General features: G+C 49.3%; 21 protein-coding genes. 8 read left to right on the top strand and 13 right to left on the bottom strand.

What is annotated here, in order from left to right; translation table 11 throughout:
* The first annotated feature begins 7 nt into the window (after positions 1 to 7).
* Positions 8 to 541 carry a DciA family protein gene (locus SYN6312_RS03250; protein ID WP_015123435.1) on the top strand — a complete coding sequence of 178 codons (534 nt, stop codon included), beginning with the start codon at positions 8 to 10 and terminating at the stop codon, positions 539 to 541.
* On the opposite strand, the gene SYN6312_RS03245 is transcribed toward SYN6312_RS03250, so the two are convergent.
* From SYN6312_RS03245 to SYN6312_RS03235, 3 genes are read right to left on the bottom strand one after another with little or no spacing between them, the layout of a single operon-like run.
* On the bottom strand, positions 538 to 2106 hold the full coding sequence (locus tag SYN6312_RS03245; RefSeq protein ID WP_015123434.1) for a DUF3352 domain-containing protein: 1569 nt from the start codon (positions 2104 to 2106) through the stop codon (positions 538 to 540). The genes SYN6312_RS03250 and SYN6312_RS03245 overlap by 4 nt on opposite strands.
* Positions 2090 to 3310: a 7,8-didemethyl-8-hydroxy-5-deazariboflavin synthase subunit CofH gene (gene cofH, locus SYN6312_RS03240; protein ID WP_015123433.1), complete on the bottom strand. Its 1221-nt coding sequence runs from the start codon at positions 3308 to 3310 to the stop codon at positions 2090 to 2092. The genes SYN6312_RS03245 and cofH overlap by 17 nt, the downstream gene beginning before the upstream one ends.
* A gap of 29 nt (positions 3311 to 3339) precedes the next feature.
* Positions 3340 to 3684, bottom strand: coding sequence for a nuclear transport factor 2 family protein (locus SYN6312_RS03235; RefSeq protein WP_015123432.1), 345 nt, complete (start codon positions 3682 to 3684; stop codon positions 3340 to 3342).
* Positions 3685 to 3917: 233 nt separating this feature from the next.
* Between SYN6312_RS03235 and SYN6312_RS03230 the strand changes: the two genes are divergently transcribed.
* A complete protein-coding gene (locus SYN6312_RS03230) occupies positions 3918 to 4469 on the top strand; it encodes a L,D-transpeptidase (protein ID WP_015123431.1) in 552 nt (183 codons plus the stop codon).
* An 11-nt stretch (positions 4470 to 4480) separates the two neighbouring features.
* On the opposite strand, the gene SYN6312_RS03225 is transcribed toward SYN6312_RS03230, so the two are convergent.
* The gene (locus SYN6312_RS03225; protein ID WP_015123430.1) at positions 4481 to 5074 is read right to left on the bottom strand and encodes a nucleoside triphosphate pyrophosphatase; all 594 of its coding nucleotides are present in this window, start codon (positions 5072 to 5074) and stop codon (positions 4481 to 4483) included.
* A 100-nt stretch (positions 5075 to 5174) separates the two neighbouring features.
* Here SYN6312_RS03225 and SYN6312_RS03220 point away from each other — a divergent pair, with 100 nt between their 5' ends.
* Positions 5175 to 5885 carry a Crp/Fnr family transcriptional regulator gene (locus SYN6312_RS03220; RefSeq protein ID WP_015123429.1) on the top strand — a complete coding sequence of 237 codons (711 nt, stop codon included), beginning with the start codon at positions 5175 to 5177 and terminating at the stop codon, positions 5883 to 5885.
* 164 nt (positions 5886 to 6049) lie between these two features.
* Complete coding sequence (locus tag SYN6312_RS03215; RefSeq protein WP_015123428.1) at positions 6050 to 7189, top strand: hypothetical protein; 1140 nt, start codon at positions 6050 to 6052, stop codon at positions 7187 to 7189.
* A 142-nt stretch (positions 7190 to 7331) separates the two neighbouring features.
* Here the strand turns inward: SYN6312_RS03215 and SYN6312_RS03210 are convergent, their stop codons facing one another.
* The 4 genes from SYN6312_RS03210 to SYN6312_RS03195 form a co-directional block, all read right to left on the bottom strand.
* Positions 7332 to 7760, bottom strand: a complete 429-nt coding sequence (locus tag SYN6312_RS03210) for a DUF29 family protein (RefSeq protein WP_015123427.1) — start codon at positions 7758 to 7760, stop codon at positions 7332 to 7334.
* 16 nt (positions 7761 to 7776) lie between these two features.
* The gene (alaS, locus tag SYN6312_RS03205) at positions 7777 to 10434 is read right to left on the bottom strand and encodes an alanine--tRNA ligase (protein ID WP_015123426.1); all 2658 of its coding nucleotides are present in this window, start codon (positions 10432 to 10434) and stop codon (positions 7777 to 7779) included.
* A 210-nt stretch (positions 10435 to 10644) separates the two neighbouring features.
* Entirely contained in the window at positions 10645 to 11631 is a 987-nt protein-coding gene (locus SYN6312_RS03200) for a DMT family transporter (protein WP_083853551.1), read from the bottom strand.
* Positions 11632 to 11828: 197 nt separating this feature from the next.
* The gene (locus SYN6312_RS03195; RefSeq protein ID WP_015123424.1) at positions 11829 to 12203 is read right to left on the bottom strand and encodes a hypothetical protein; all 375 of its coding nucleotides are present in this window, start codon (positions 12201 to 12203) and stop codon (positions 11829 to 11831) included.
* A 114-nt stretch (positions 12204 to 12317) separates the two neighbouring features.
* Between SYN6312_RS03195 and SYN6312_RS03190 the strand changes: the two genes are divergently transcribed.
* The 3 genes from SYN6312_RS03190 to dnaN all read left to right on the top strand — a co-directional run bounded on the left by SYN6312_RS03190 (position 12318) and on the right by dnaN (position 15680).
* On the top strand, positions 12318 to 13217 hold the full coding sequence (locus SYN6312_RS03190) for a LysR family transcriptional regulator (RefSeq protein ID WP_015123423.1): 900 nt from the start codon (positions 12318 to 12320) through the stop codon (positions 13215 to 13217).
* 188 nt (positions 13218 to 13405) lie between these two features.
* Complete coding sequence (locus SYN6312_RS03185) at positions 13406 to 14374, top strand: protochlorophyllide reductase (protein ID WP_015123422.1); 969 nt, start codon at positions 13406 to 13408, stop codon at positions 14372 to 14374.
* A 196-nt stretch (positions 14375 to 14570) separates the two neighbouring features.
* A complete protein-coding gene (gene dnaN, locus SYN6312_RS03180; RefSeq protein WP_015123421.1) occupies positions 14571 to 15680 on the top strand; it encodes a DNA polymerase III subunit beta in 1110 nt (369 codons plus the stop codon).
* A 684-nt stretch (positions 15681 to 16364) separates the two neighbouring features.
* Here the strand turns inward: dnaN and SYN6312_RS18135 are convergent.
* The 5 genes from SYN6312_RS18135 to SYN6312_RS03160 form a co-directional block, all read right to left on the bottom strand.
* A complete protein-coding gene (locus tag SYN6312_RS18135) occupies positions 16365 to 16853 on the bottom strand; it encodes a hypothetical protein (RefSeq protein WP_051020954.1) in 489 nt (162 codons plus the stop codon).
* A 128-nt stretch (positions 16854 to 16981) separates the two neighbouring features.
* Positions 16982 to 17941, bottom strand: coding sequence for an aldo/keto reductase (locus SYN6312_RS03170; protein WP_015123419.1), 960 nt, complete (start codon positions 17939 to 17941; stop codon positions 16982 to 16984).
* 164 nt (positions 17942 to 18105) lie between these two features.
* A complete protein-coding gene (locus SYN6312_RS20280; protein ID WP_216594172.1) occupies positions 18106 to 18282 on the bottom strand; it encodes a hypothetical protein in 177 nt (58 codons plus the stop codon).
* 63 nt (positions 18283 to 18345) lie between these two features.
* On the bottom strand, positions 18346 to 18495 hold the full coding sequence (locus SYN6312_RS20275; protein WP_216594171.1) for a hypothetical protein: 150 nt from the start codon (positions 18493 to 18495) through the stop codon (positions 18346 to 18348).
* The gene (locus SYN6312_RS03160; protein ID WP_015123418.1) at positions 18488 to 18742 is read right to left on the bottom strand and encodes a UPF0175 family protein; all 255 of its coding nucleotides are present in this window, start codon (positions 18740 to 18742) and stop codon (positions 18488 to 18490) included. Before SYN6312_RS03160 ends, SYN6312_RS20275 begins: the two co-directional genes overlap by 8 nt.
* 97 nt (positions 18743 to 18839) lie before the next feature.
* Between SYN6312_RS03160 and SYN6312_RS03155 the strand changes: the two genes are divergently transcribed.
* Positions 18840 to 19928 carry a hypothetical protein gene (locus SYN6312_RS03155; RefSeq protein WP_015123417.1) on the top strand — a complete coding sequence of 363 codons (1089 nt, stop codon included), beginning with the start codon at positions 18840 to 18842 and terminating at the stop codon, positions 19926 to 19928.
* Positions 19929 to 19941: the final 13 nt, after the last annotated feature.

Below are 19941 nucleotides of genomic sequence, written 5' to 3'. Positions count from 1 at the left end.
TCCTTGTATGCCCCTTGCCCCCATTGATCGGGTTTTAGTCCGTCTCCAGGAGGATCCGGCCTGGTCTGAGCCGCAACGGTTTTGGTTTATTCTCCAGGCCTGGAATGAAATTGTCGGAGAGGTTGTCGCCCGCCAGGCCCAGCCCGTAACCATTCTGCCGCCCCATCGTCTCCAAGTTGCGGTGGCCAATAGCGTTTGGGCCCAGACTTTGAGCTTTGAACGGCTGCGAATTTTGGCCAAACTGAATCAACGGCTCCCTGTTCCCCTCCAAGATATTCACTTTTCCAGTCGGGATTGGCCCATTAAACGGCCGCTGCAAAAATTGACTAACCGCTCCGAATTGCCACTAGTTCGGAGTCAACCCCGCCTCCACAAGCCTGCTCCCCCCTCAGCCCAAGCCGCTTTTAGTCAATGGTCAACCGCTGTCCAGAAATTTACGGCCCGCCTTCCCTTATGTCCCCAGTGTCAATGTCCCACCCCCCGTCCGGAACTGGATCAGTGGAAAATGTGCGGACTCTGCCATGCCCGTCAAACCGCTTAGGGATTGTTCAAGTTGAGGCGAATTTCATACTCTTGACTCCAGCTATTGCGGACTCGGCCAGCAATTCCCAGGCCTTGAAAGGGTTGTAGAGCTTGTTGGAAGGGGGGAGCGAGTTGGGGGAGGATGGGACTGTTTTGGGTTAAGGAAAATGTTCTATTAAAGTCCACAAATAATTGACTACTGCCGGGATTGGGTAGGGTGGCTCGAAAGAGGGGGCCTTGGCTTAAGGGGGGATTGGGTCGCGGCAAAAGGGCCTCGGTCAAGTTCGGGCCGAGGGCAATAAATAGGGTGTCCTGATCCAACCAGCCATGTTGACCGAGGGGAATTCCGGGGGGCATTGTCCAGGTGGTGGTTTGTTTCTCCGTATCTTTTGTGACTTGCCAGGCCCGCTGTTGGGCGGTTTGATCTAGCTTTTCCAGGGTTGCAACCGCTTTAGGGCGGTCTTTGGTTTGGGCCACCACCACCAGGCCAACCACATTTAAGCGGGCATTGGGGACAGGCACAATCGCGAGGGCAAACTCCCCCTTAAGCCAAGGTAAAACCTCTTGCTCCAGATTCAGGCCAGATAGTTGCTGGAATCCCTGGCTAATACTGTTTTGCCAGTCTTGGGGGGCGTTCTGCCAACTGGCTTGAAAATTACTGGTGGTAAAGGTGGCCAGGGTAGTCCCAGGGAGCTTTTGGGGTATCTGACTGACATTGGCTTCCGGGAGGAGGGCGCGTTCACTTTTTTCCGGTAGCCACGTTATAGCCTTAATCCGCAGTTGGTTATCCTGGAAGCGCAGGGCCGCCGCCAGACCGGCCAACTCAGAATCTGGTGGGGTTGGGGAGGGAGTATTTTGGGCTGTGTAGGCTGGGATATTGAGATAAAACTGGGCCTGGGGGCCTTCGCCGCCTGTGGCAATCACAGCATCTTGGTAACGGGAGACTTGGGCTAAGGCTGGTTTGCCTTGGGCGGTATCAATCACCTGTTCCAGGGCTGCGTTGATGTTGCTCCAGGCCAGGTATTGTTTCTCACCTTGAGTGATCAGGGTGATGCCTTGACCCGCAACTTCGCCCAAAGGCCCAGGGACGTTATAAATTGGTACCCCGTTGTAATCGCGTTGGGTTTGTTGCTTGAGGGTATTCAGGAGAGGCTCAATTTTGGCCTGATCGGGAATGGGTAAAATCCAGGCCACAGGCGAATCACTGGACTGGAGGGCCGTGGCGGGGGTGATGGGTAAGCCGGTAAACGTGGCCTGCGCGCCTAACCAAGGCAGAATATCCCTGGTGAAATCCAAGTCCCCGATTTTAATCCCCTCCGGTGAGACTGGCCCCCATGGCCCCCGTAACCAGGCCTGGGATTGAAATAAACCTGCTGCCTGTACCCATTGCCAAGGGGGAGCTTCCGTAGTCACCGTGATGGTATAGAGGGCTGATTCGGGAATGAGAGTCACACCATCCGGTAATTGGCCCAACTTGGCCTGGGTTTGCCACCACCAGATTCCGGCTCCGGCTACTCCCACCAAGACCATACCACCTGCTATCCAAGCCAGGGAGCGGGGATTTTTCTTAGCCAAGCGAGCCATGAATCGGGTCTCCTAGGGGTTGATAGAGGGTGGTGCGTTGTTGGGCCGGCCGCCCAAGACTGGTAATGGCCACTTGAAGTTCCTGGGGAGTTAAGCCTGTACCGCCTTTGGCCCCGGCCATGGTCGTAATGTGTTCTTCCATTAGGGTGCCACCGAGATCATTACAGCCCCAGGTCAAGGCCATTTTTGCCCCCTCCAGGCCAAGTTTGACCCAACTGGGTTGATGATTGGGGATCCAATCGCCTAAATACAAGCGAGCCACGGCGGTTAAAGCCAGCGTCTGGAGTAAATCGGGTTGTGAGCGGCCGACTCGTTTCCGTAATGCTAGAGGAGCCTGTTCTCCCACATAGGGCAGCAAAATAAATTCCGTAATCCGGCCAGGGTAGTGGTTTTCAAGGGCGGTTTGTTGGAGTTGGCGCAGATGTTCCAGGTGTTGAATTTGCTCGGCTGGGGTTTCAATGTGGCCGCAAAGCATAGTGCTAGTGGTGGGTAAACCTAAGCGGTGGGCAGTGGTGACAATCTCGAGCCAAGTTTCAGTTTTGAGTTTTTCTGGGCAAATAATTTGACGCACCCGATCCACCAACACTTCGGCCGCTGTTCCGGGCAAGGAATCCAAACCCTGGGCCTGGAGATGGGCGAGAACATCCACAAATCCCCGGTCATCTTGGCGGGCAATAAACTCAATTTCTTGGGGAGAAAAAGCGTGTAAATGGAGGTGCGGGAAGGCAGATTTAAGTTCTCGCATAATTGTGGCGTAATAGTTGAGGGTTGAACCATTGGCCTGGGCCTGGGGATTCAAACCGCCCTGGAGACAAATTTCCGTCGCTCCCAACGTAACGGCTTCCCCAGCTTTGCGTAAAATTTCCTCTAAATCTAACCAGTAGGCTCCGGGTGTATACGCATCGCGGCGAAAGGCACAAAACCCACAATGTTGCTCACAGATATTGGTGAAGTTGATATTCCGATTAATTACATAGGTCACGGTCTCACCCACCCGTTTGGCCCGGAGTTGATCCGCCGCGGCTTGAATTTGACCCAGGCCTGGGGGAATAACAGCTAAATCTGAGGTGGGGAATTGACTGGCAACCTTGAGTAAACATTCTCCGGCCTGGGGTGTCAAAGATTTACCATCTAGGACTGGCCCTAAAATCTCCGCAACCTGTTCTTGAGGAGTGGGTATGGTGATGGATTCTACTGGCGGCATCGCACATCCAATGTCTGGCTCTCTCTGGATTATCGGGTCTGGGTTATCACTCGCGGGTCAAAAAAGGCCTGGGCAACCTGAATGTGACCGTCAGAAATTTCAAACCATTCCAGAATCTCAATCATACCCAAGGTTGTCTGGGCATCCCAACGGGTAACGACTCGGTTTTGATCTTGCACATGGTAATGAATTGTGATGGCCTGGAGAATCGGTAAAACATTGCTCAAAAATGCGACCACCGCCGTCTGACTGGTTAATGTCCCTGCCAATGGATCCGTAAAAATGATCGTGTCTGCTAACGGGAGTTTCTTTAAGTCCTTGGCCTGGAGAGCAGTGAAATAATTTTCAACAACCTCAACTGGGGATGCTGACATTCGATTCTCCTTTAAAGTTAAAGTTCTCACCAGTTGTGGGTCTATTCATGGCTCTATTCTCCCCCGAAACCTCGCGTCTGGAGAAGTACAAACTAAACCGTCTCTCCTTGTCTCGATCTCCAGGTGCGAGTTGACATAATTTCGCCTCCGAGAGCTAACTAAAGAAAAGACTCCATCGGGATTTGTGTAAATTTTGACAAGTTAACTTTGTATCTATGACTGGTTCTTGGTTCATGCTTGCTGCCCATTGGCGATCCTCACTGCGAAGTTTAATCTTGATTAGTCTTTTGGGGCTAAGTCCGTCTTGGGGAATAGAGGCGGCCCAAGCCAACCAACCGGCCTGGCAGGAGTGGGCGATTCAATCGGGACAAATTGCCACCCAATCCATCGCAACTAACCTCTGGCTAGAATTGAACATCACTCGCCGCCGTTTAACGCTTTATTTAGGTAATCAAGCCCTGAAGACCTATCCCGTGGCGGTGGGGAAACCAGGCTGGGAAACCCCTGTGGGAAAATTCATGGTTAAGGAAATGATCCGGAATCCCGATTGGGCTAATCCCTTTGATGGCAGAGTGATTCGGGCTGGACATCCCCGCAACCCCCTTGGCCGGCGTTGGATTGGCTTTTGGACCGATGGCGAGGATTGGATTGGCTTTCACGGGACTCCAGATCCGCAATATGTTGGCCAGGCCGTGTCTCATGGCTGTGTACGGATGAAAAACCAAGATATAGAAGAACTCTTTGAAAAAGTTGCCCTTGGGACTCCCGTCAAAGTCGTTCGCTAAAAAGACAAAAATCAACTCTGCCAAAAATCCGTAACTTGATAGCCCAGTTCTTGGAGCATTTGGCGCAACAGCGGCAGACTTAAGCCAATGACGTTACTAGGATTGCCCTTAATTTCACTGACAAATAGGCCGCCCCGGCCATCCAAGGCAAAACAACCGGCACAGGCCAGGGGTTCTTCACTCTCGACGTAGGCCATAATTTCGGCATCGCTAACCGGGGCAAAGGTGACTTCCGTACAATCCACATTGACCAAGGATTTCTGTTGATAGCTATCTAATAAGGCGTGCCCCGTTAAGAGTTGTCCGGTTTTGCCCCGCATCTGTTGCCAACGCAGAATTGCTTCCTGTGCATCTTGGGGTTTGCCATAAATTTCCTCCTCAAGCACTAACACTGAATCGCAACCGAGCACCAAGGCTGGGCTGTGGAGACGCTGGGCAATAACGGTGGCTTTGGCCTGGGCCAGGGCTTGGACTAACGCATGGGGATCCCTATGATTAAAGGCCGACTCGTCCACATGACTGACTTGGACTTGGGCGGAAATTCCAGCATTGGCCAAGAGTTGGCGGCGGGCTGGGGAAGCAGAGGCAAGAATCAGGGTGGGCATAAACAGGTAGGCTAGAGGGTAAGAGGATGAATGGATTCGTTTTCATTCTTTTTAGATATATTTAAAGTACCTTTTTCTGCCAACCTAACCTAGAGCGGCTATGGAAACCGGAGATTTTAGTAAGCTTTTCCCCCTGTTTGATACAGGTTCAGCAGAGGCCCTCGGAGGGATGTTAGGCGTGGCCTGGCAAAATGAGTATCCCGCTAACCGGGCAATTTTGATTGAAGATGCCTGGGGGAATGCCGTCTATTTCATTTTGGAAGGCTGGGTCAAAGTCCGCCGCTTAGGGAGCAATCAGACTGAACATACGCTGGCTATTCTCGGGCCTGGGGATTTCTTTGGGGAGATGGCTATTTTAGATGAAGCACCGCGCTCGACCGATGTTGTCGCTTTGACACGGGCAGAAATCATGGCAGTACCTTCACAAAAATTTACCCAAGTCTTGTTGCGGGAACCAAAGTTAAATTATCGAATGTTACAACTGATGGCCCAGCGGTTACGCCAGACGAACTCCCGTATCGAAGCCATGACCTATCCGCCGGCCGTCAAGTTGGCCAATGTCCTGGTGGGGTTAGGGCAGCGCTATGGGCAACCCAGTGGTGGAATGACAGCGACCCTCTGTAATGTCCCGGCCAAAGATCTGGCAGATATCGCTAGTATTGGAACAGAGGAAGCTGAGAAGTTGATGGAACGGTTTGCGGCTAAAGGCTGGCTAAAAGTTGACCCCCAGGCCCAGACCCTTAACATCCTCAACTTGTCGCAGCTACGGCAATTAATTGAACAGCAAATTCTCGCTGCCGGTCATGGGTAGTGTGCAAGTGGGGTCAGCATCATCTTAAGTGGCACTCACGGACTACCTGGGAAAACTAGATTGGGTTAGGCTGTACACTATAGCTTTATAATGCCTGCTCTACAAAATTTTCATGTTTTCAAGGAATTTTTGGTTTCTATGTGTTCTTAATTGATTAGCTGATTATGATTAATACCGAAAGCCATTCCAGCTCTAAACGCTCCCCGGAACAAGGACAACTTGATGATCGTGAGGTGATTCAGGAGTTTGCTGCCGGTATTGTCAGTGGGCAACCCAAGATGGTGTGTAATCGAAATTTAAAAGTGGATGTCGTATTCCGGGAAGCACAATTACTTGCACAGCGGGAAGGGATTATCGCTCGGGTTAATTTGGAAAGTCCCCAGGCCTGTTTGGATGTTCGGGAAAAGTCTCCTTACATGGGGTTAATTCAGGAAGCCCTTATCCCTTATGACATCTTTTTAATGGGTAAGTCTAGCGTGCCTGGATTTGCGCGATTTGAGTACCGAACTGTCCCCGATGGCTATGTTGCCCAATACACAGAGGCAGGGATTCTCTGGAAAGATCGCTGGAGACAAGGCAAACGCCGTCCCGTCAATACTTTGGGGGCTATGTCTGGTGTAGATGCAATGATTCTACATCGCGGAACTTGGTACCCAATCCAGAGTGTGAGTGCGGCTAACGGTTTTGTGGTGATTCGGACGCTTGGCCATGAAGCAACCCTAAGTGCCGCCGATTTTGTCCTTTGGCTGAAGAAAGAGGATGGAAGGTCAGGATCTGATGCAGCTAGTTCCCACGAAATTGGTGAGCGAATGTCCACAGTTGCCAATTCCCCGACTCAAGTGCTGCCCCCCGCTCCCAAAGAATCGCCCCATCCGGCCCCAATCTCCCCAGTATCCCCAGAGCCAAAGGCCGAGGATGTCCAGCATGATGACGAATCCACGGTACTACAGTTTGTGCCCCGCCAAGATGTGCCTGATTTGCCAGAGGATTCCCAAGTTTTTGTCCGAGACCGATCTGAATTTCAAGATATAACAACCTTTGAGGGAACGCCGATGAATGACCCCAATGGCGATGCCAGAGCATTACAAACGCCAACCTACCAGGCCCCGCAACCTGACTATGGCTATGATCCAGAGAATTCTGGGGTCTTCAACATGGATGCCAATGCCCAAATGGCACTCACCTATTTGCAGTCGAGTTTGGCTTATTTACTTCAAGTTGAAAATAAAAGCCCCCAAGTCCACCAGGCCATTCGAGCCACCAGTATGGCGATCCAAAACCTCTTAACCATTTTGAATAGCTAAACGAATTGATCCCTAGGGATATGACTCAAAGTCCAAAATGAGCGCGGACTTCGATAAGTTTTTCTGGTTGTTTCCCCCGGCCTGGGCAAAATTGGGACAACCACTGCCACAATAACAGAGATTTTTAGGCCTGGTTCCGACTCTACCCCTCACCCTTGATTAAAGTTAAAGCCTGTTGCTGAATTTCAGTGGGGTTGATTTTCTCTAAAAGTTGCTGATCTGAATAAACCCCTTCAAACGCTTCCAAAGCCGCCTTTCTTAAGGCCGTATCAAACGCATCCTCAATAATTTCAAGCAGTTGTGCTTCGTTGGCATAGACTCCACCGGATTTACGCCGCTGATTAACCCGTTTAATACTCTTGATACTGTTATAAATCAAAAACTCCCAAGACCGGGTTGTACGTTCCTCGGCTGCTTGTTTGATTAAATAAACTAACAGCACCACAGCGTAACTATAGATTTTGGTTAACTTGTCTTCCCGCGACATTTCCTCAAGTTCATCAATCAGAGCTAGGGCTTTTTCGTAGTCGTGATTTTGGACTAAGGCCCGCAACTCTAGTAATTCTTCCATAGGCTTTTTCCCAATCCTAAATCTCTAGGAGAGTCCGCGCTAAGTTTAAGGCTTCTGCGAGTTTTTCCGGTTGTTTGCCACCGGCCTGGGCAAAATTCGGTCGGCCACCGCCACCACCACCACAGAGTTGAGCCAGTTCTTTAATTAAATTCCCGGCATGATGCCCCTGTTTAATTGCTTCCGGACTCATAGCTGCAACCAGACTAACTTTCCCCTCCGAGGCAGAGCCCAACACCACCGCACCTTGGGGGAGTTTTTGGAGGAACCATTCCGCTGTCGTTTTCAGGCCATTCGCATCCATATCCGGCAACTCAGCCACGAGAATATTTAGATCGTTAATGGCCTTGGCCTGGGTGAGGAGGTCTTTGGCTTTCAGGAGGGCGAGTTCGGCTTTCAGGATTTCCCGTTCTTTTTGCGTAGTTTTCAGTTCCGTTTGCAGGCCGGTGATCCGTTCAATAATTTCCTCGGGTTTAACTTTGAACCGCTCCATCAATTCCCGCACGACCTGATCCCGTTGATTGAGGTAATCCCGCACCGCAGGCCCGGCAATGGCTTCAATCCGGCGAATTCCAGAGGCGACCCCGGTTTCGGCAATGATTTTGAACAGGCCAATTTCCGCCGTATTGCCCACATGGGTGCCGCCACAGAGTTCCATTGAAACCCCCGGTACATCCATCACTCGGACTTCTGCCCCGTATTTTTCCCCAAACATGGCAATCGCACCCTTGGCTTTGGCCTCGGCAATGGGGAGAACTTCAGTTTGGGTGGCGTGGCTTTCTGTGATCCAAGTGTTGACTTGGTCTTCAACTTGTTGAACTTCGGCAGCAGTTAAGGCTCTGGGGCAATTAAAGTCAAACCGCAACCGATCAAAGGCGACCAATGACCCGGCCTGGGAAATCGAGTCATCAATCAGTTTTTTCAGGGCTGCTTGCAAGAGGTGGGTGGCGGTGTGGTGGGCTTGAATCCGGCGGCGACTGGTGAGATCAATTTGGGCGGTAACCGTATCCCCGGCCTGGAGACTGCCCCGTTCAACCCGGCCATAGTGGACAAAGATGCCGTTTTCCTTTTGGACATCCTCAATTTGGACGAGGACATCACTTCCCGCTAAGTAACCCCGGTCACCAATTTGACCTCCAGATTCGGCATAGAAGGGAGTTTCGGCCAAAATCACCTGTACTGAAGTCCCAGGCCCCGCTGATTTGACAATGTCCCCATCCACGAGTAGCGCGGCAATTTCAGTCGTCAAAGCAAACTGGTCGTAGCCAATAAACTTGGTTGGGTGAATGTCTTCCGCCAGTTGATCTAAACTCCCTTTCACCGTTAAATCAATGGTTTCGTGGGCGGCCTGGGAGCGTTGACGTTGGCTCTCCATTTCTTGATCAAAGCCTTTTTCATCCACCGTTAAGCCCTGTTCGGCGGCAATTTCCTGGGTCAACTCAAAGGGAAAACCATAGGTGTCGTAGAGCGTAAAAGCATCCAGGCCAGAGATCATCGCCGTTTTAGCTTTTTTCCCGGATGATTTGGCTTTGGCAATAATTTCAGCCAGGAGTTTTTCACCCCGATCCAAGGTTTTGAGGAAATTCTCTTCTTCCCGTTCCAGTTCTGCCAAAATCACCGCTTGCCGTTGTCGCACCTGGGGATACACCACCTCAGACAGTTGAATTGCCACTTCCGCCACGCCCGTTGTAAAGGGTTTGGTAATCCCGACTAATCGCCCATGCCGAACTACCCGCCGAATCAGCCGCCGCAAGACATAGCCCCGCCCAACATTACTGGCACTCACCCCATCACTAATTAAATGCACCACGGCCCGGAGATGATCGCCAATGACTTTTAAGGAGGTTTGGACGGATTCGGTTGTCTCTGCGTAGTTGATGTCAGCTAAGTTAGCCGTGGCCTGGATGATCGGGAAAATTAAATCAGTTTCGTAATTGTTGGGAACGCCTTGTAATACCTGCGCCATTCGCTCCAGGCCCATGCCAGTGTCAATATTTTTGGCTTGTAAAGGAGTCCGGTGCTTATTGGCATCTTGATTAAGCTCCATGAAGACCAGGTTATATAGCTCAATGAAGCGGGAATCATCCTCTAAATCAAGGCCATCTGTGCCAAGTTCGGGGTGAAAGTCGTAATAAATCTCAGAACAGGGGCCACAGGGGCCAGTCGGGCCAGCCGTCCAAAAGTTGCTATCTTCGCCCATCCGACAAATTTTTTCTGGGGGAATCCCAATTTTGCTGTGCCAAATCTCCCAGGCCTGGTCATCGGATTCAAACACACTCACAACTAAGCGATCTGGGGGGAGTTGATAAACCTCGGTTAACAGTTCCCAGGCCCAGCTAATTGCTTCGGTCTTGAAATAATCGCCAAAACTAAAATTGCCCAACATCTCAAAAAACGTATGATGGCGCGCGGTTCGACCCACATTTTCAATATCATTAGTGCGAATACACTTTTGTGAGGTGGTGGCTTTGGGAACCGTCCGGGCCTGTTGTCCGAGAAAAATTGGCTTAAACGGTAACATCCCGGCAATGGTGAGCAGGACTGTCGGATCCTCAGGAATCAGAGAAGCACTGGGGAGAATTGTGTGTCCCTTGGCGGCATAAAACTCTAAGAACGTTTGCCGAATTTGATCACCCGTTAAGGGCGGGGCAGTTAACCGAGGGGCAGTGGAGGTCATGGGACTTGGGTTAAGAAGCATTAAGAGACTTTTTCTATCTTAACCAGGCCTGTGTCAACAAACCCTAGTTAGCTCCATAACGCCTAATTAGCGGATGAAGTACAGCGAACCCTAAGTCTCTCTCGATTAGGAATAGATTTAGAGCAGATTTCTTTCATTAAGTTCAACTTGTTTCACACTTCCTCAACTAGCAGGAATTATGCTTTTAGTCTAAAACCCTTTAAATCCCACCTGATTTTCCAAGCGTTGTTTAATCGGTAATGAATGTGTCGTCATAGCCTTCGCTTCCAGAGAGAGTTGCCGCCGCAGCCCCATTTGCCCCAGGCACACGCCAAGAAAAATAATTCCCCCACCTAAATATTGGGCTGATGTTGGTGTTTCCCCCAGGAAAACATAGGCGGCCAGGATGCCAAATATTGGCGTAAAAGAAGCTACCAAGGATGCCGCAACAATACCGTTAGACTCTAAACCCCAAATCCAAAGCAATTGACCAGCCACAACAATCACGGCACCATAAAACAGCATCCACTGCCAAAGAAAGGGAGATAAAACATCCATAAAGTGGACTGCACCATACAAATACAGAGCAGTAAATAAGAAAATAACACTGCCAAGAACAGTCCGAAATAAACTGTAGACTCCCACCGTCACTTGGGCTAAATATTGCCGCCCTAAAATTGTCGCTACGGCCAAAGCAAGTGCTCCCATCATGGCTAATAATTCGCCTGCACCAATGTGAAAGCTGCCAATGTGCATCATGCCTGGAGTCGGTGCTTGCAACAACAGAGTCAGGGTTGTTCCTATAACAGCCAATCCCGCTCCAGTGATGTCCCAGAAATGAATTTTTTCCTTTAGCCACCAAACTGACAATCCCAAAGTTAAGGGCGGTTCTAAGCGGCCAATCAAAATCACATTACTAACATTGGTTAACTCCAAGGCCTGGAAGATGACCGCCGGAGCCACCGCACCTGCCAAAATGGCCACCAGAATTAAATACACCCACTGCTGCCGGGATAATTGTCGCCAGATGTTGCAATGGAGTTCCTGCCAGTAGAGCCACCCCAGCATCGGAATTGCACAGAGATTGCCCACAAAAAGGATATTACACAGGGAAACCGGATTCCGTCCATCAATTAAGTTTTCCGCCCCTAATTCAGTCAGTTTTCGGGTAACTGGATTTGAGAGTCCAAAAATCATCACAGCCAGCCACAAGAAGGTTGACCGAGGTAATTTGTGAAACCATCCAGCCAGTTGAAATAGATTAATCACGACTCTAATGAATCATCTGGTAAATCATTTTATTAGTTTTCTTAAACCTAGTTAACAATAAAAATCCCCTGTATTCTCTAAGAACAAAGGGGACATTCGATCGACTGAACTAGCAATCAATAACTTTATTTCACTTCGCTAGGGTCAAACATCGTGATTTTGCCTTTTTTAACGGCGACAATAACATCGTAGGTGGCACAATAAGAGAATGTAACATCATTAGCTTTGTTATAGAGATTGACAACCATGCCCGCCCCGCCCGGTTGCACACCCAAAGGCAGTAAGTCACCAAAGAAGAATCGCCGTAATTGATCGCCGCTTCCCACTTGTCCTTTACTTTTAACAATGAGAGTAATTTGTTCCGCCGGAGTTTGAGCGGGGGCTGCCACTGCTACTGATTGCCATTGGGGGACTGCTGTTTGTAATACAAGATCTCCCACACCGATGAAACCCACCACAGCACCAATTGTGAGGAGTGAGTTAAGAGGCTTGATTCCCATGAGGTCTTTATTCCTTGAATCGGAAAGTTGTTGCGTCCATCATGGCTGATTTAATTTGGGTTGAGAAGGGGGCAAACTAGAATATAGTTTATACCGATCTGGAATAGGGATGGAATGGATCGCCTGGCCTGGATGAAGAGTTTTGTCAGGGCGGTAGAAACCAACAGTTTCTCTGCGGTGGCCCGAGAACAACAGACGACACAACCGACAATTAGTAAACACATTGCAGCGTTAGAAAGATACTTAGGGGTGCAATTACTGATTCGCTCAACCACCTATCTCAGTTTGACGGATGAAGGCAAACAATTTTATACCTATTGCCAGCACATTCTTGAAACCCTGGCGGAAGCTGAGGCCAATCTCCAGGCCCCGCAAAATCCAGTTGGAATGCTTCGGGTTGGCTGTTCCGTCTTGTTTGGGCAAATGCAGATTGTGCCGCGATTGCCAAAATTTCTGGCCCAATACCCCGATGTTAAGGTCAATTTACAGATGGCCGATCACCATGTTGATTTGGTTGAGGAAGGCCTGGATGTGGCGATTCGCATTGGTGGGATTGAGGATGACTTATTAGTGACGCATCGGATTGGCACAACTCGCCGAGTAGCCATTGCCACAGAAACCTATTTCAAGCAAGCGGGCATCCCCCAGGCCCCAGAAGAGTTACAAGACCACAACTGTATTGTTTATACCAATTTAGCCACGGGCAACGAATGGTATTTTCTTCAGCAAACAGACTGCATCAAGGTTGAAGTTCAAGGGCAATTTCAAACCAATAGCTCTGTTGCCGTCCGGGCCGCTGTGGTCTCTGGGATGGGGATTGCGATTGCCCCAGTGTGGATGTTTGGCGATGAAATTTACCAAGAAACCCTGAAAATTGTTTTGAAAGATTATGAACCAACGCCAATGCCCATTCATGCCGTTTATCGCCGCAGTCGTTTTACTTCTGCCAAAGTGCAGTGCTTTATCCAGTTTTTAACCGATGAGTTTATCCGGGATCGGTGGGTCTGTCCCTAGGAATGCGAATGGTGATACTTGGAAAAATGACTGGCTGCGCTTCTGTCGTCAAGCTAGCTCCAATAACAATTTGCAAATATTTTGCTGAGTTTTGTTACAGAAGGACATCAAGATTCACCGCGGCTTCACCCCTCATGGAATCCTAGAAACTGTCCTTGCATTAGGCATCACCGGGAAGTTAAAGGATTATGGCAGAACAATATACCCCTACAGTCGTGATTACCGGAGCCTCTTCTGGCGTTGGGTTACAAGCTGCACGGGCCCTGGCCGAAAAAGGGTGGCACGTTGTTATGGCCTGTCGCGATTTGTCCAAAACCGAAACCGTCGCCAAATCCGTGGGGATGAAACCCGAGAATTACACGATCTTGCCCCTAGATTTAGCCGACTTAAGTAAGGTGCGGCTGTTTGTGGAAAAATTTCGGGCCACCGGAAAACCCCTAGATGCCCTAGTCTGTAATGCTGCCGTCTATCTACCCCTCCTGAAAGAACCCCTCCGCAGTGTCGATGGCTATGAACTCAGCGTTGCGACCAATCACCTGGGGCATTTTCTCCTCTGTAATTTGATGCTCGAAGACCTGAAAAAATCCACCTATCCTGATCGCCGTCTTGTGATCTTAGGAACCGTAACTGCTAATCCCAAGGAACTGGGCGGTAAAATTCCGATTCCGGCTCCCCCTGACTTAGGTAATCTGGCTGGATTTGAGGCCGGGTTTAAGGCCCCCATTTCGATGATTAACGGCAAACCCTTCAAACCCGGAAAAGCCTACAAAGATAGTAAATTGTGTAATGTCTTAACCATGCGGGAGTTGCATCGGCGTTACCATGACTCAACGGGCATTACCTTTAGCTCCCTCTATCCAGGCTGTGTGGCCGATACACCCTTGTTCCGCAATCACTATCCCCTGTTCCAAAAGCTTTTCCCCTTGTTTCAGAAAAATATTACCGGCGGCTATGTTTCCCAAGAGTTAGCTGGAGATCGGGTGGCGGCTGTGGTGGCGGATCCAGAGTTGAAAGAATCGGGTATTTACTGGAGCTGGGGGAATCGGCAACAACCCGGCCGGCGTTCCTTTGCTCAGGAAGTCTCTAATGAAGCCCAAGATGATGCCAAGGCCCGCAAGTTATGGGATTTGAGTGCCAAACTCTGTGGTCTGAGCTAAATTCTTCCCTCTCTAAGTTGTGCAGGGACGATTATGCCGCTGAACTCTAAGCTGAACTCTAAATTAAGGGTAAATTTCCCCAGGGATTGATCTTGTAGGATAGGGAAGGTCTATGATTCTGGCGGCTGGGTTTGTCGGTTAACTTCTATGACCATTTTGACCACCGCACCTCATTCTCAACACCGTAATTATCCCCATGAAAGTCGTCTGTCCTCAAAATTCCCTCAGTAGTAAGTTGTCCCTGCTCAGTCGGGTTGCCCCCACCAATCCTTCCCATCCGATTTTGGCGAATATTCTCCTGAATGCTGCCGATGACTACCTGAGCTTGACGGTGTTTGACTTGAGTTTGGGCATGCAGGTGTGGCTACCCGCGACGGTAAAAGTTCCGGGGACAATCACCGTTTCCGCTAAGTTATTTAACGAAATGGTCTCGCGGTTACCAAATCAGGACATTGAAATTACGGCTGAAGATACGCAAGTTATCCTGGATTATGGCTCTGGACATTACCAAATGCAGGGGATTACCGCCGAAGAATTTCCTGCCTTACCGAGCCTCGAAGAAGTTGCCTCCTTGCAATTAACCGCGACGACCCTCCGGGATGGGTTACAGAATAGTCTCTTTGCCGCCAGTAGTGATGAAAGCAAACAGGTGTTGACCGGACTCCATGTCAGTTTTAAGCCCGATGGCCTGGAATTTGCGGCTACGGATGGGCATCGGTTAGCAGTGGCAGCAGCGATTCAAGACATTCCCAGTACCCTATCGCCAATTACAATTCCGGCGAAGTCCTTGCGAGAACTGGAGCGGCTGTTGAGTAAGCAAGAATCTGACCTGACCATGCGCTGTGATACCTCCCAAGTTGTTTTTGAAATTCCTGGTGAGGCCTGTTTAACCAGTCGGCTCCTAGAAGGGCAATATCCCAATTACACCCAACTCCTCCCCCGTCAGTTTGAGCGGCAAGTGACTGTAGAACGGGCTTTATTAGTGGCGGCTTTAGAACGGGTCGCAGTATTGGCGGCTCAGAAGAACAATGTTGTCAAAATCATTCTGAACACCGAGAAACAACAATTGGAGTTATCGGCGGAAGCGCCACAATTAGGGAGCGGTCAAGAACTAATCCCTGCCCAAATTTCGGGAGAGTCTTTGGAAGTGGCGTTTAATGTCAAATATGTTTTGGATGGCTTGAAAGTCATGGCCGCCGCAGAAGTCCAACTGCAACTCAATGGGCCGACGACCCCAGCCATTTTGACTCCCTTGGGCGGGATGAAGCTCACCTATTTGGTCATGCCGATTCAAATCCGTAATTAGGCTATCTGGCTTGGACATTCCTGTGACCTGCTTGTCCCCAGGCCTCTCGGTAGATTTACGGGGCCTGCTTCTTTGGGCAATTCTATCCAGCAAAAGATGCGTAATTTTACGGTAGAGGTCTGATTCCAACTATGGCAGGATACTAGTTATCAAAGGTTAAGTAACTTGATCCAAGTGAAAACCCACTGAGAGATAAGGTTCCCTGGATGGCAAGGATAATGAACTAAAACAGGAGTTTTTCATATTCCCCGTTGTTGTCAGTTCCCTTCTATTCAAAGTAATCTGACTCTGGTGTTCTTGAGTCTGGATTTGAGTTCTCAAGATTGAATGTTTGGCTTGTTGTGTGTCCAGTGAAAATTCCTGATAGCCCCCTTCCTATTGGGTTCTGCGCCTTCAGGTTTGATTTTAATCCTTGTGATGCTCAAGATTAGAGTGTTCCCTTTTTTCTGTGTTTTCCCTCGGGTTGAAAGTCGTAACTGTTTCTTAGGCGTAGAGTATTGGAATTCCAAAACTTACCAAATTTAACTAAGTTGCCTGTTGTGTATTGATGTTCCCCTAATTAAGGCTGCGGCTCGTTTGTTTCCCTGTGGTTACTTTTGTGTAGATTCGGACTACTCTGTATATTTTTTTGGACCACTCAGTCACTTTGGCTTTGATTGAGTTCCTGTCTGCCCATTGATTTCATTAACTTAACTGTTCCCGCAGCCACTTAATTGTTTGGGCCCGGCTGATAAAAGTCAGTCGATCGGGGTTGCGCTGAATGATGATTGGCCCAGTAAACAGGCTTCTCCAAAAAGAAGGACGGTAGATTTCAAGGGTTGGGGGGTTCGCCGCAGTGGACGGTTTGTTCCTCCCAGCCATTTTTTCTTTAGAACTGTCTTCAGGTTTTGCTGCATCTTCGAGATTAGGTTCCTGCTGGGCAAGAGAATATCCAGTTTCAGCCAGTAGGGTTGTGATTTGAATATCCAAGGCCTGGGGGTTTGTAGCTGTTAAGGAAAAGGTAGCTGTGTGATTAAAGTAGGCTCCTAAGACACCACCCACCACACCAAAGATTAAGCCAATCCGATAGGGCTGAGGCGTGAGTAAGCTCAGGTGAAGTAATTGACTAGCGACAAGGGCGGCAATCATTGTTGTGCCAGCACAGTAGTAGATAAAGGTGGTACTCACTTCCATTTGCCCAACTTCTGTTGCCGGCGGAGGGTCTGATTTTGGCTGGGACTGGGATGGGTTTGGCTGTGAATCAGATTTTGAAGGGGCAGGCATGGCGGCTTATCCGAAAATTCTCCCCCCAGTGTAGCGGTTTACCAGTTCCACATCACAGGCCGGGCGGGGATAGTGGCAATGACAGCTTGACTGAGTTGATCAATGGTGGCAAGTTCCTCTGGGGATAGCTTAATTTGGCTGGCCTGGGCGTTTTCCTGGGCTTGCTGGGGGTATCTAGCTCCGACTATGGCTGAGGTTTGGGGTTGGGCAATGAGCCAGGCTAAGGCAAGATTTCCCAGGGTTGTGTGATGATTTGCGGCAATGGGTTTGAGTTGTTCAAGGGTGTTGAGGGCCTGGATATAGGTTTCTCCCTGAAAAAGAATGTTAGCCCGCCGATTGTCTCCTGTGGGAAATTCATGGCCTGGGCCATATCGTCCGGTGAGCAACCCTTGAGCCAGAGCAGAGTAAGCCATAATAGTCAGATTGTGTTCGATGCAATAGGGCTGGATATCCGCTTCCACCCATCGCCAAAACAGGGAATAGGGAGGCTGGATACATTCAATGCGACCACAGGCCATCGCGTCTTCAAGTTGCTGCCGAGAAAAATTAGAGACCCCGATTGCCCGAATTTTGCCTTGTTTTTGAAGTTCCAGTAAGGCCGCCATCGTCTCGCTAATCGGAACTAAATCACTATTAAAAGAGCCAGCCGGCCAATGAATTTGATAGAGGTCAATGTAGTCGGTTTTTAGGTTTTTCAGAGAGCGTTGACAGGCCCGGATTACTTCAGCATAACGGAGATGATTAGCAAAGACTTTAGTGGCATAGACGCAATGCTGACGGACATCCCCCAAGGCCTGGGCGACAATTTGCTCCGAGTGACCTTCCCCATAAACTTCAGCCGTATCAATGGTGGTAATGCCCGCATCATAGGCAGCCCGAATCGTTTGAATCGAGTCCTGATCCTCAATCCCTACCCACCAGCGTTTACCAGCTTGCCAAGTTCCCATAATGATGGGGGTAATTTGCATATCGGTTTGTCCAAGGGGCCGAGTTTCCATAGCTTTAGATCAGTTATTAATTTTTAACTTAGAGAATTACTGACTTAAGTCTAATATTACAACTCATTAGCCTGATCTAAAGCAAATTCAATCACAGTATGACTCAAGCGAATTTTGTGGGCTAACATTCTCGAAATCGCCTGACGCATAGAAAAACTTTGGTCTTATTGCTTGAGCTTGAGTAAGATGCCGATTGAACCAGTCACATTTAGGCCATTTAGACGCGCAATCCGCCGTCCACTGGTTTCATCAATGCAGACAGTCTGAATATTTTGATTTAAAGCCAGTTGAATTACAGCCGCTTCCCCCGAGTCGAGACTATTCAGTAGATAAGGAGCCACTTGTAGCGGGGTTACTTGTTTATTTAACCAACTGGCCTGCTCAAACTCGGAAACTGCAAAGTACTAATTCCCACCTTGGAGAATTTCCTGGCAAACTTCAAAGGGAACTAGGACACTGTCGTAAAGAGATTCGAGAGGACATAAGTCTCCCCAGGCTGCGACTAAGGCAATGATCGGAGACGTGTTAATAACTAACTGCTGGACTTTAAGCATTGGAAAGATCAGAGAGTAGTTCTTCTTCAGTGAGATCAATCATGGCTACACCATAGTCATCAAGTTTAAGAAGAAAAGTTATTCGCTCTACCCCTAATAATGTTGCAGCCATTCCTGAAGATAAACGCTTTAACTCAAACAGTTTTACTGCCATGGCCCATTTTGCTTCTTGCTCAAATTCTTCGGGCGTCCGGCTGAGGGCATCGGGCCAGGTATCAGGATAACTAATGTTCAGTTGGGTTGACATGGCTTTGTGTATTTATTTTCTCGTTGCTAGTCTTGATTATTACGGGTTTATACGGAGACTGCTATAGTTAAGCTTTGTAAATCCTGTCCCTCCGCCTATGTCCCGCCCGACACTTTATGTTGCCATTACCAATCATGGGTTTGGTCATGTGACTCGTACTGCGGCTGTGATTGCGGATTTACAACAACAACTCCCAGATTTACTGCCTATATTTGTCACCGGCGCGCCGCGTTGGTTATTGAATGCCTATCTTCCTGGGGAATTTATTCATCGGCCCCGCAGCTTAGACTTAGGGGTTGTCCAATCCGATAGTTTAACTATGGACTTGGGGGCAACATTAGCTCAATGGCAACAGATACAGTCCAAGGCCCCAGATTTAATTGCTGCCGAAGTCAGTTTTATTGAGCAAAATGAAGTTCCTTTGATCCTGGCGGATATTCCCTGTCTAGCCACGGCCATTGGCCAAAAAGCGGGGATTCCTTGTTGGATGAGTAGTAATTTCGGCTGGGATTTTATTTACCAGGCCTGGGGTGAGCCTTTTCAAGACCTCGTGAGTTGGATTGCCGAGCATTTTAGCCACTGCGATCGCTTGTTTCGGTTGCCCTTCCATGAACCCATGGCGGCGTTTCCGGTGCTTGAAGATGTTGGTCTGACGGGGAGCCGGCCGCGCTTTAGTACACCAGAGTTAAAGGAAAAATTGAACCTCGACCATCCCCTAGAAAAAACGGTGTTATTGACCTTTGGGGGCCTGGGCCTGGAGCAAATTCCCTATGCAAATCTTGATCGTTTCCCAGATTGGCAATTTATGACGTTTGATCCCAATGCCCCCGCTGGCCTCGCCAATTTACTCAAGCTTTGTGGTCGCACCTATCGCCCTGTAGATATCATGCCTATTTGCGGTCGGATTGTCAGTAAGCCTGGATATGGCACGTTTTCCGAGGCCTTACGCTTAGGCTTGCCCATTAGCAGTTTAACCCGAGATGATTTTGCTGAGGGCCGGCTGCTCCTAGAGGGACTGCGGAGTTACGGCTATCATCAAATCCTGACTCCGGCGGACTTTTATCAAGGCTCTTGGGATTTTCTGAGGGCAGAACCCCAACCTCCCCAAACAAACCTTCCTCTCCCCAGCAACGGCAATCAGGTTATTGTCCAAGCCATACAGGATTTTTTCAGGAAAGCGTCATAAACTATCCCAACTT

It is taken from the genome of Synechococcus sp. PCC 6312, assembly GCF_000316685.1.
Classification (GTDB): domain Bacteria; phylum Cyanobacteriota; class Cyanobacteriia; order Thermosynechococcales; family Thermosynechococcaceae; genus Pseudocalidococcus.
This window is presented reverse-complemented; position numbering and strand designations above follow the sequence as displayed.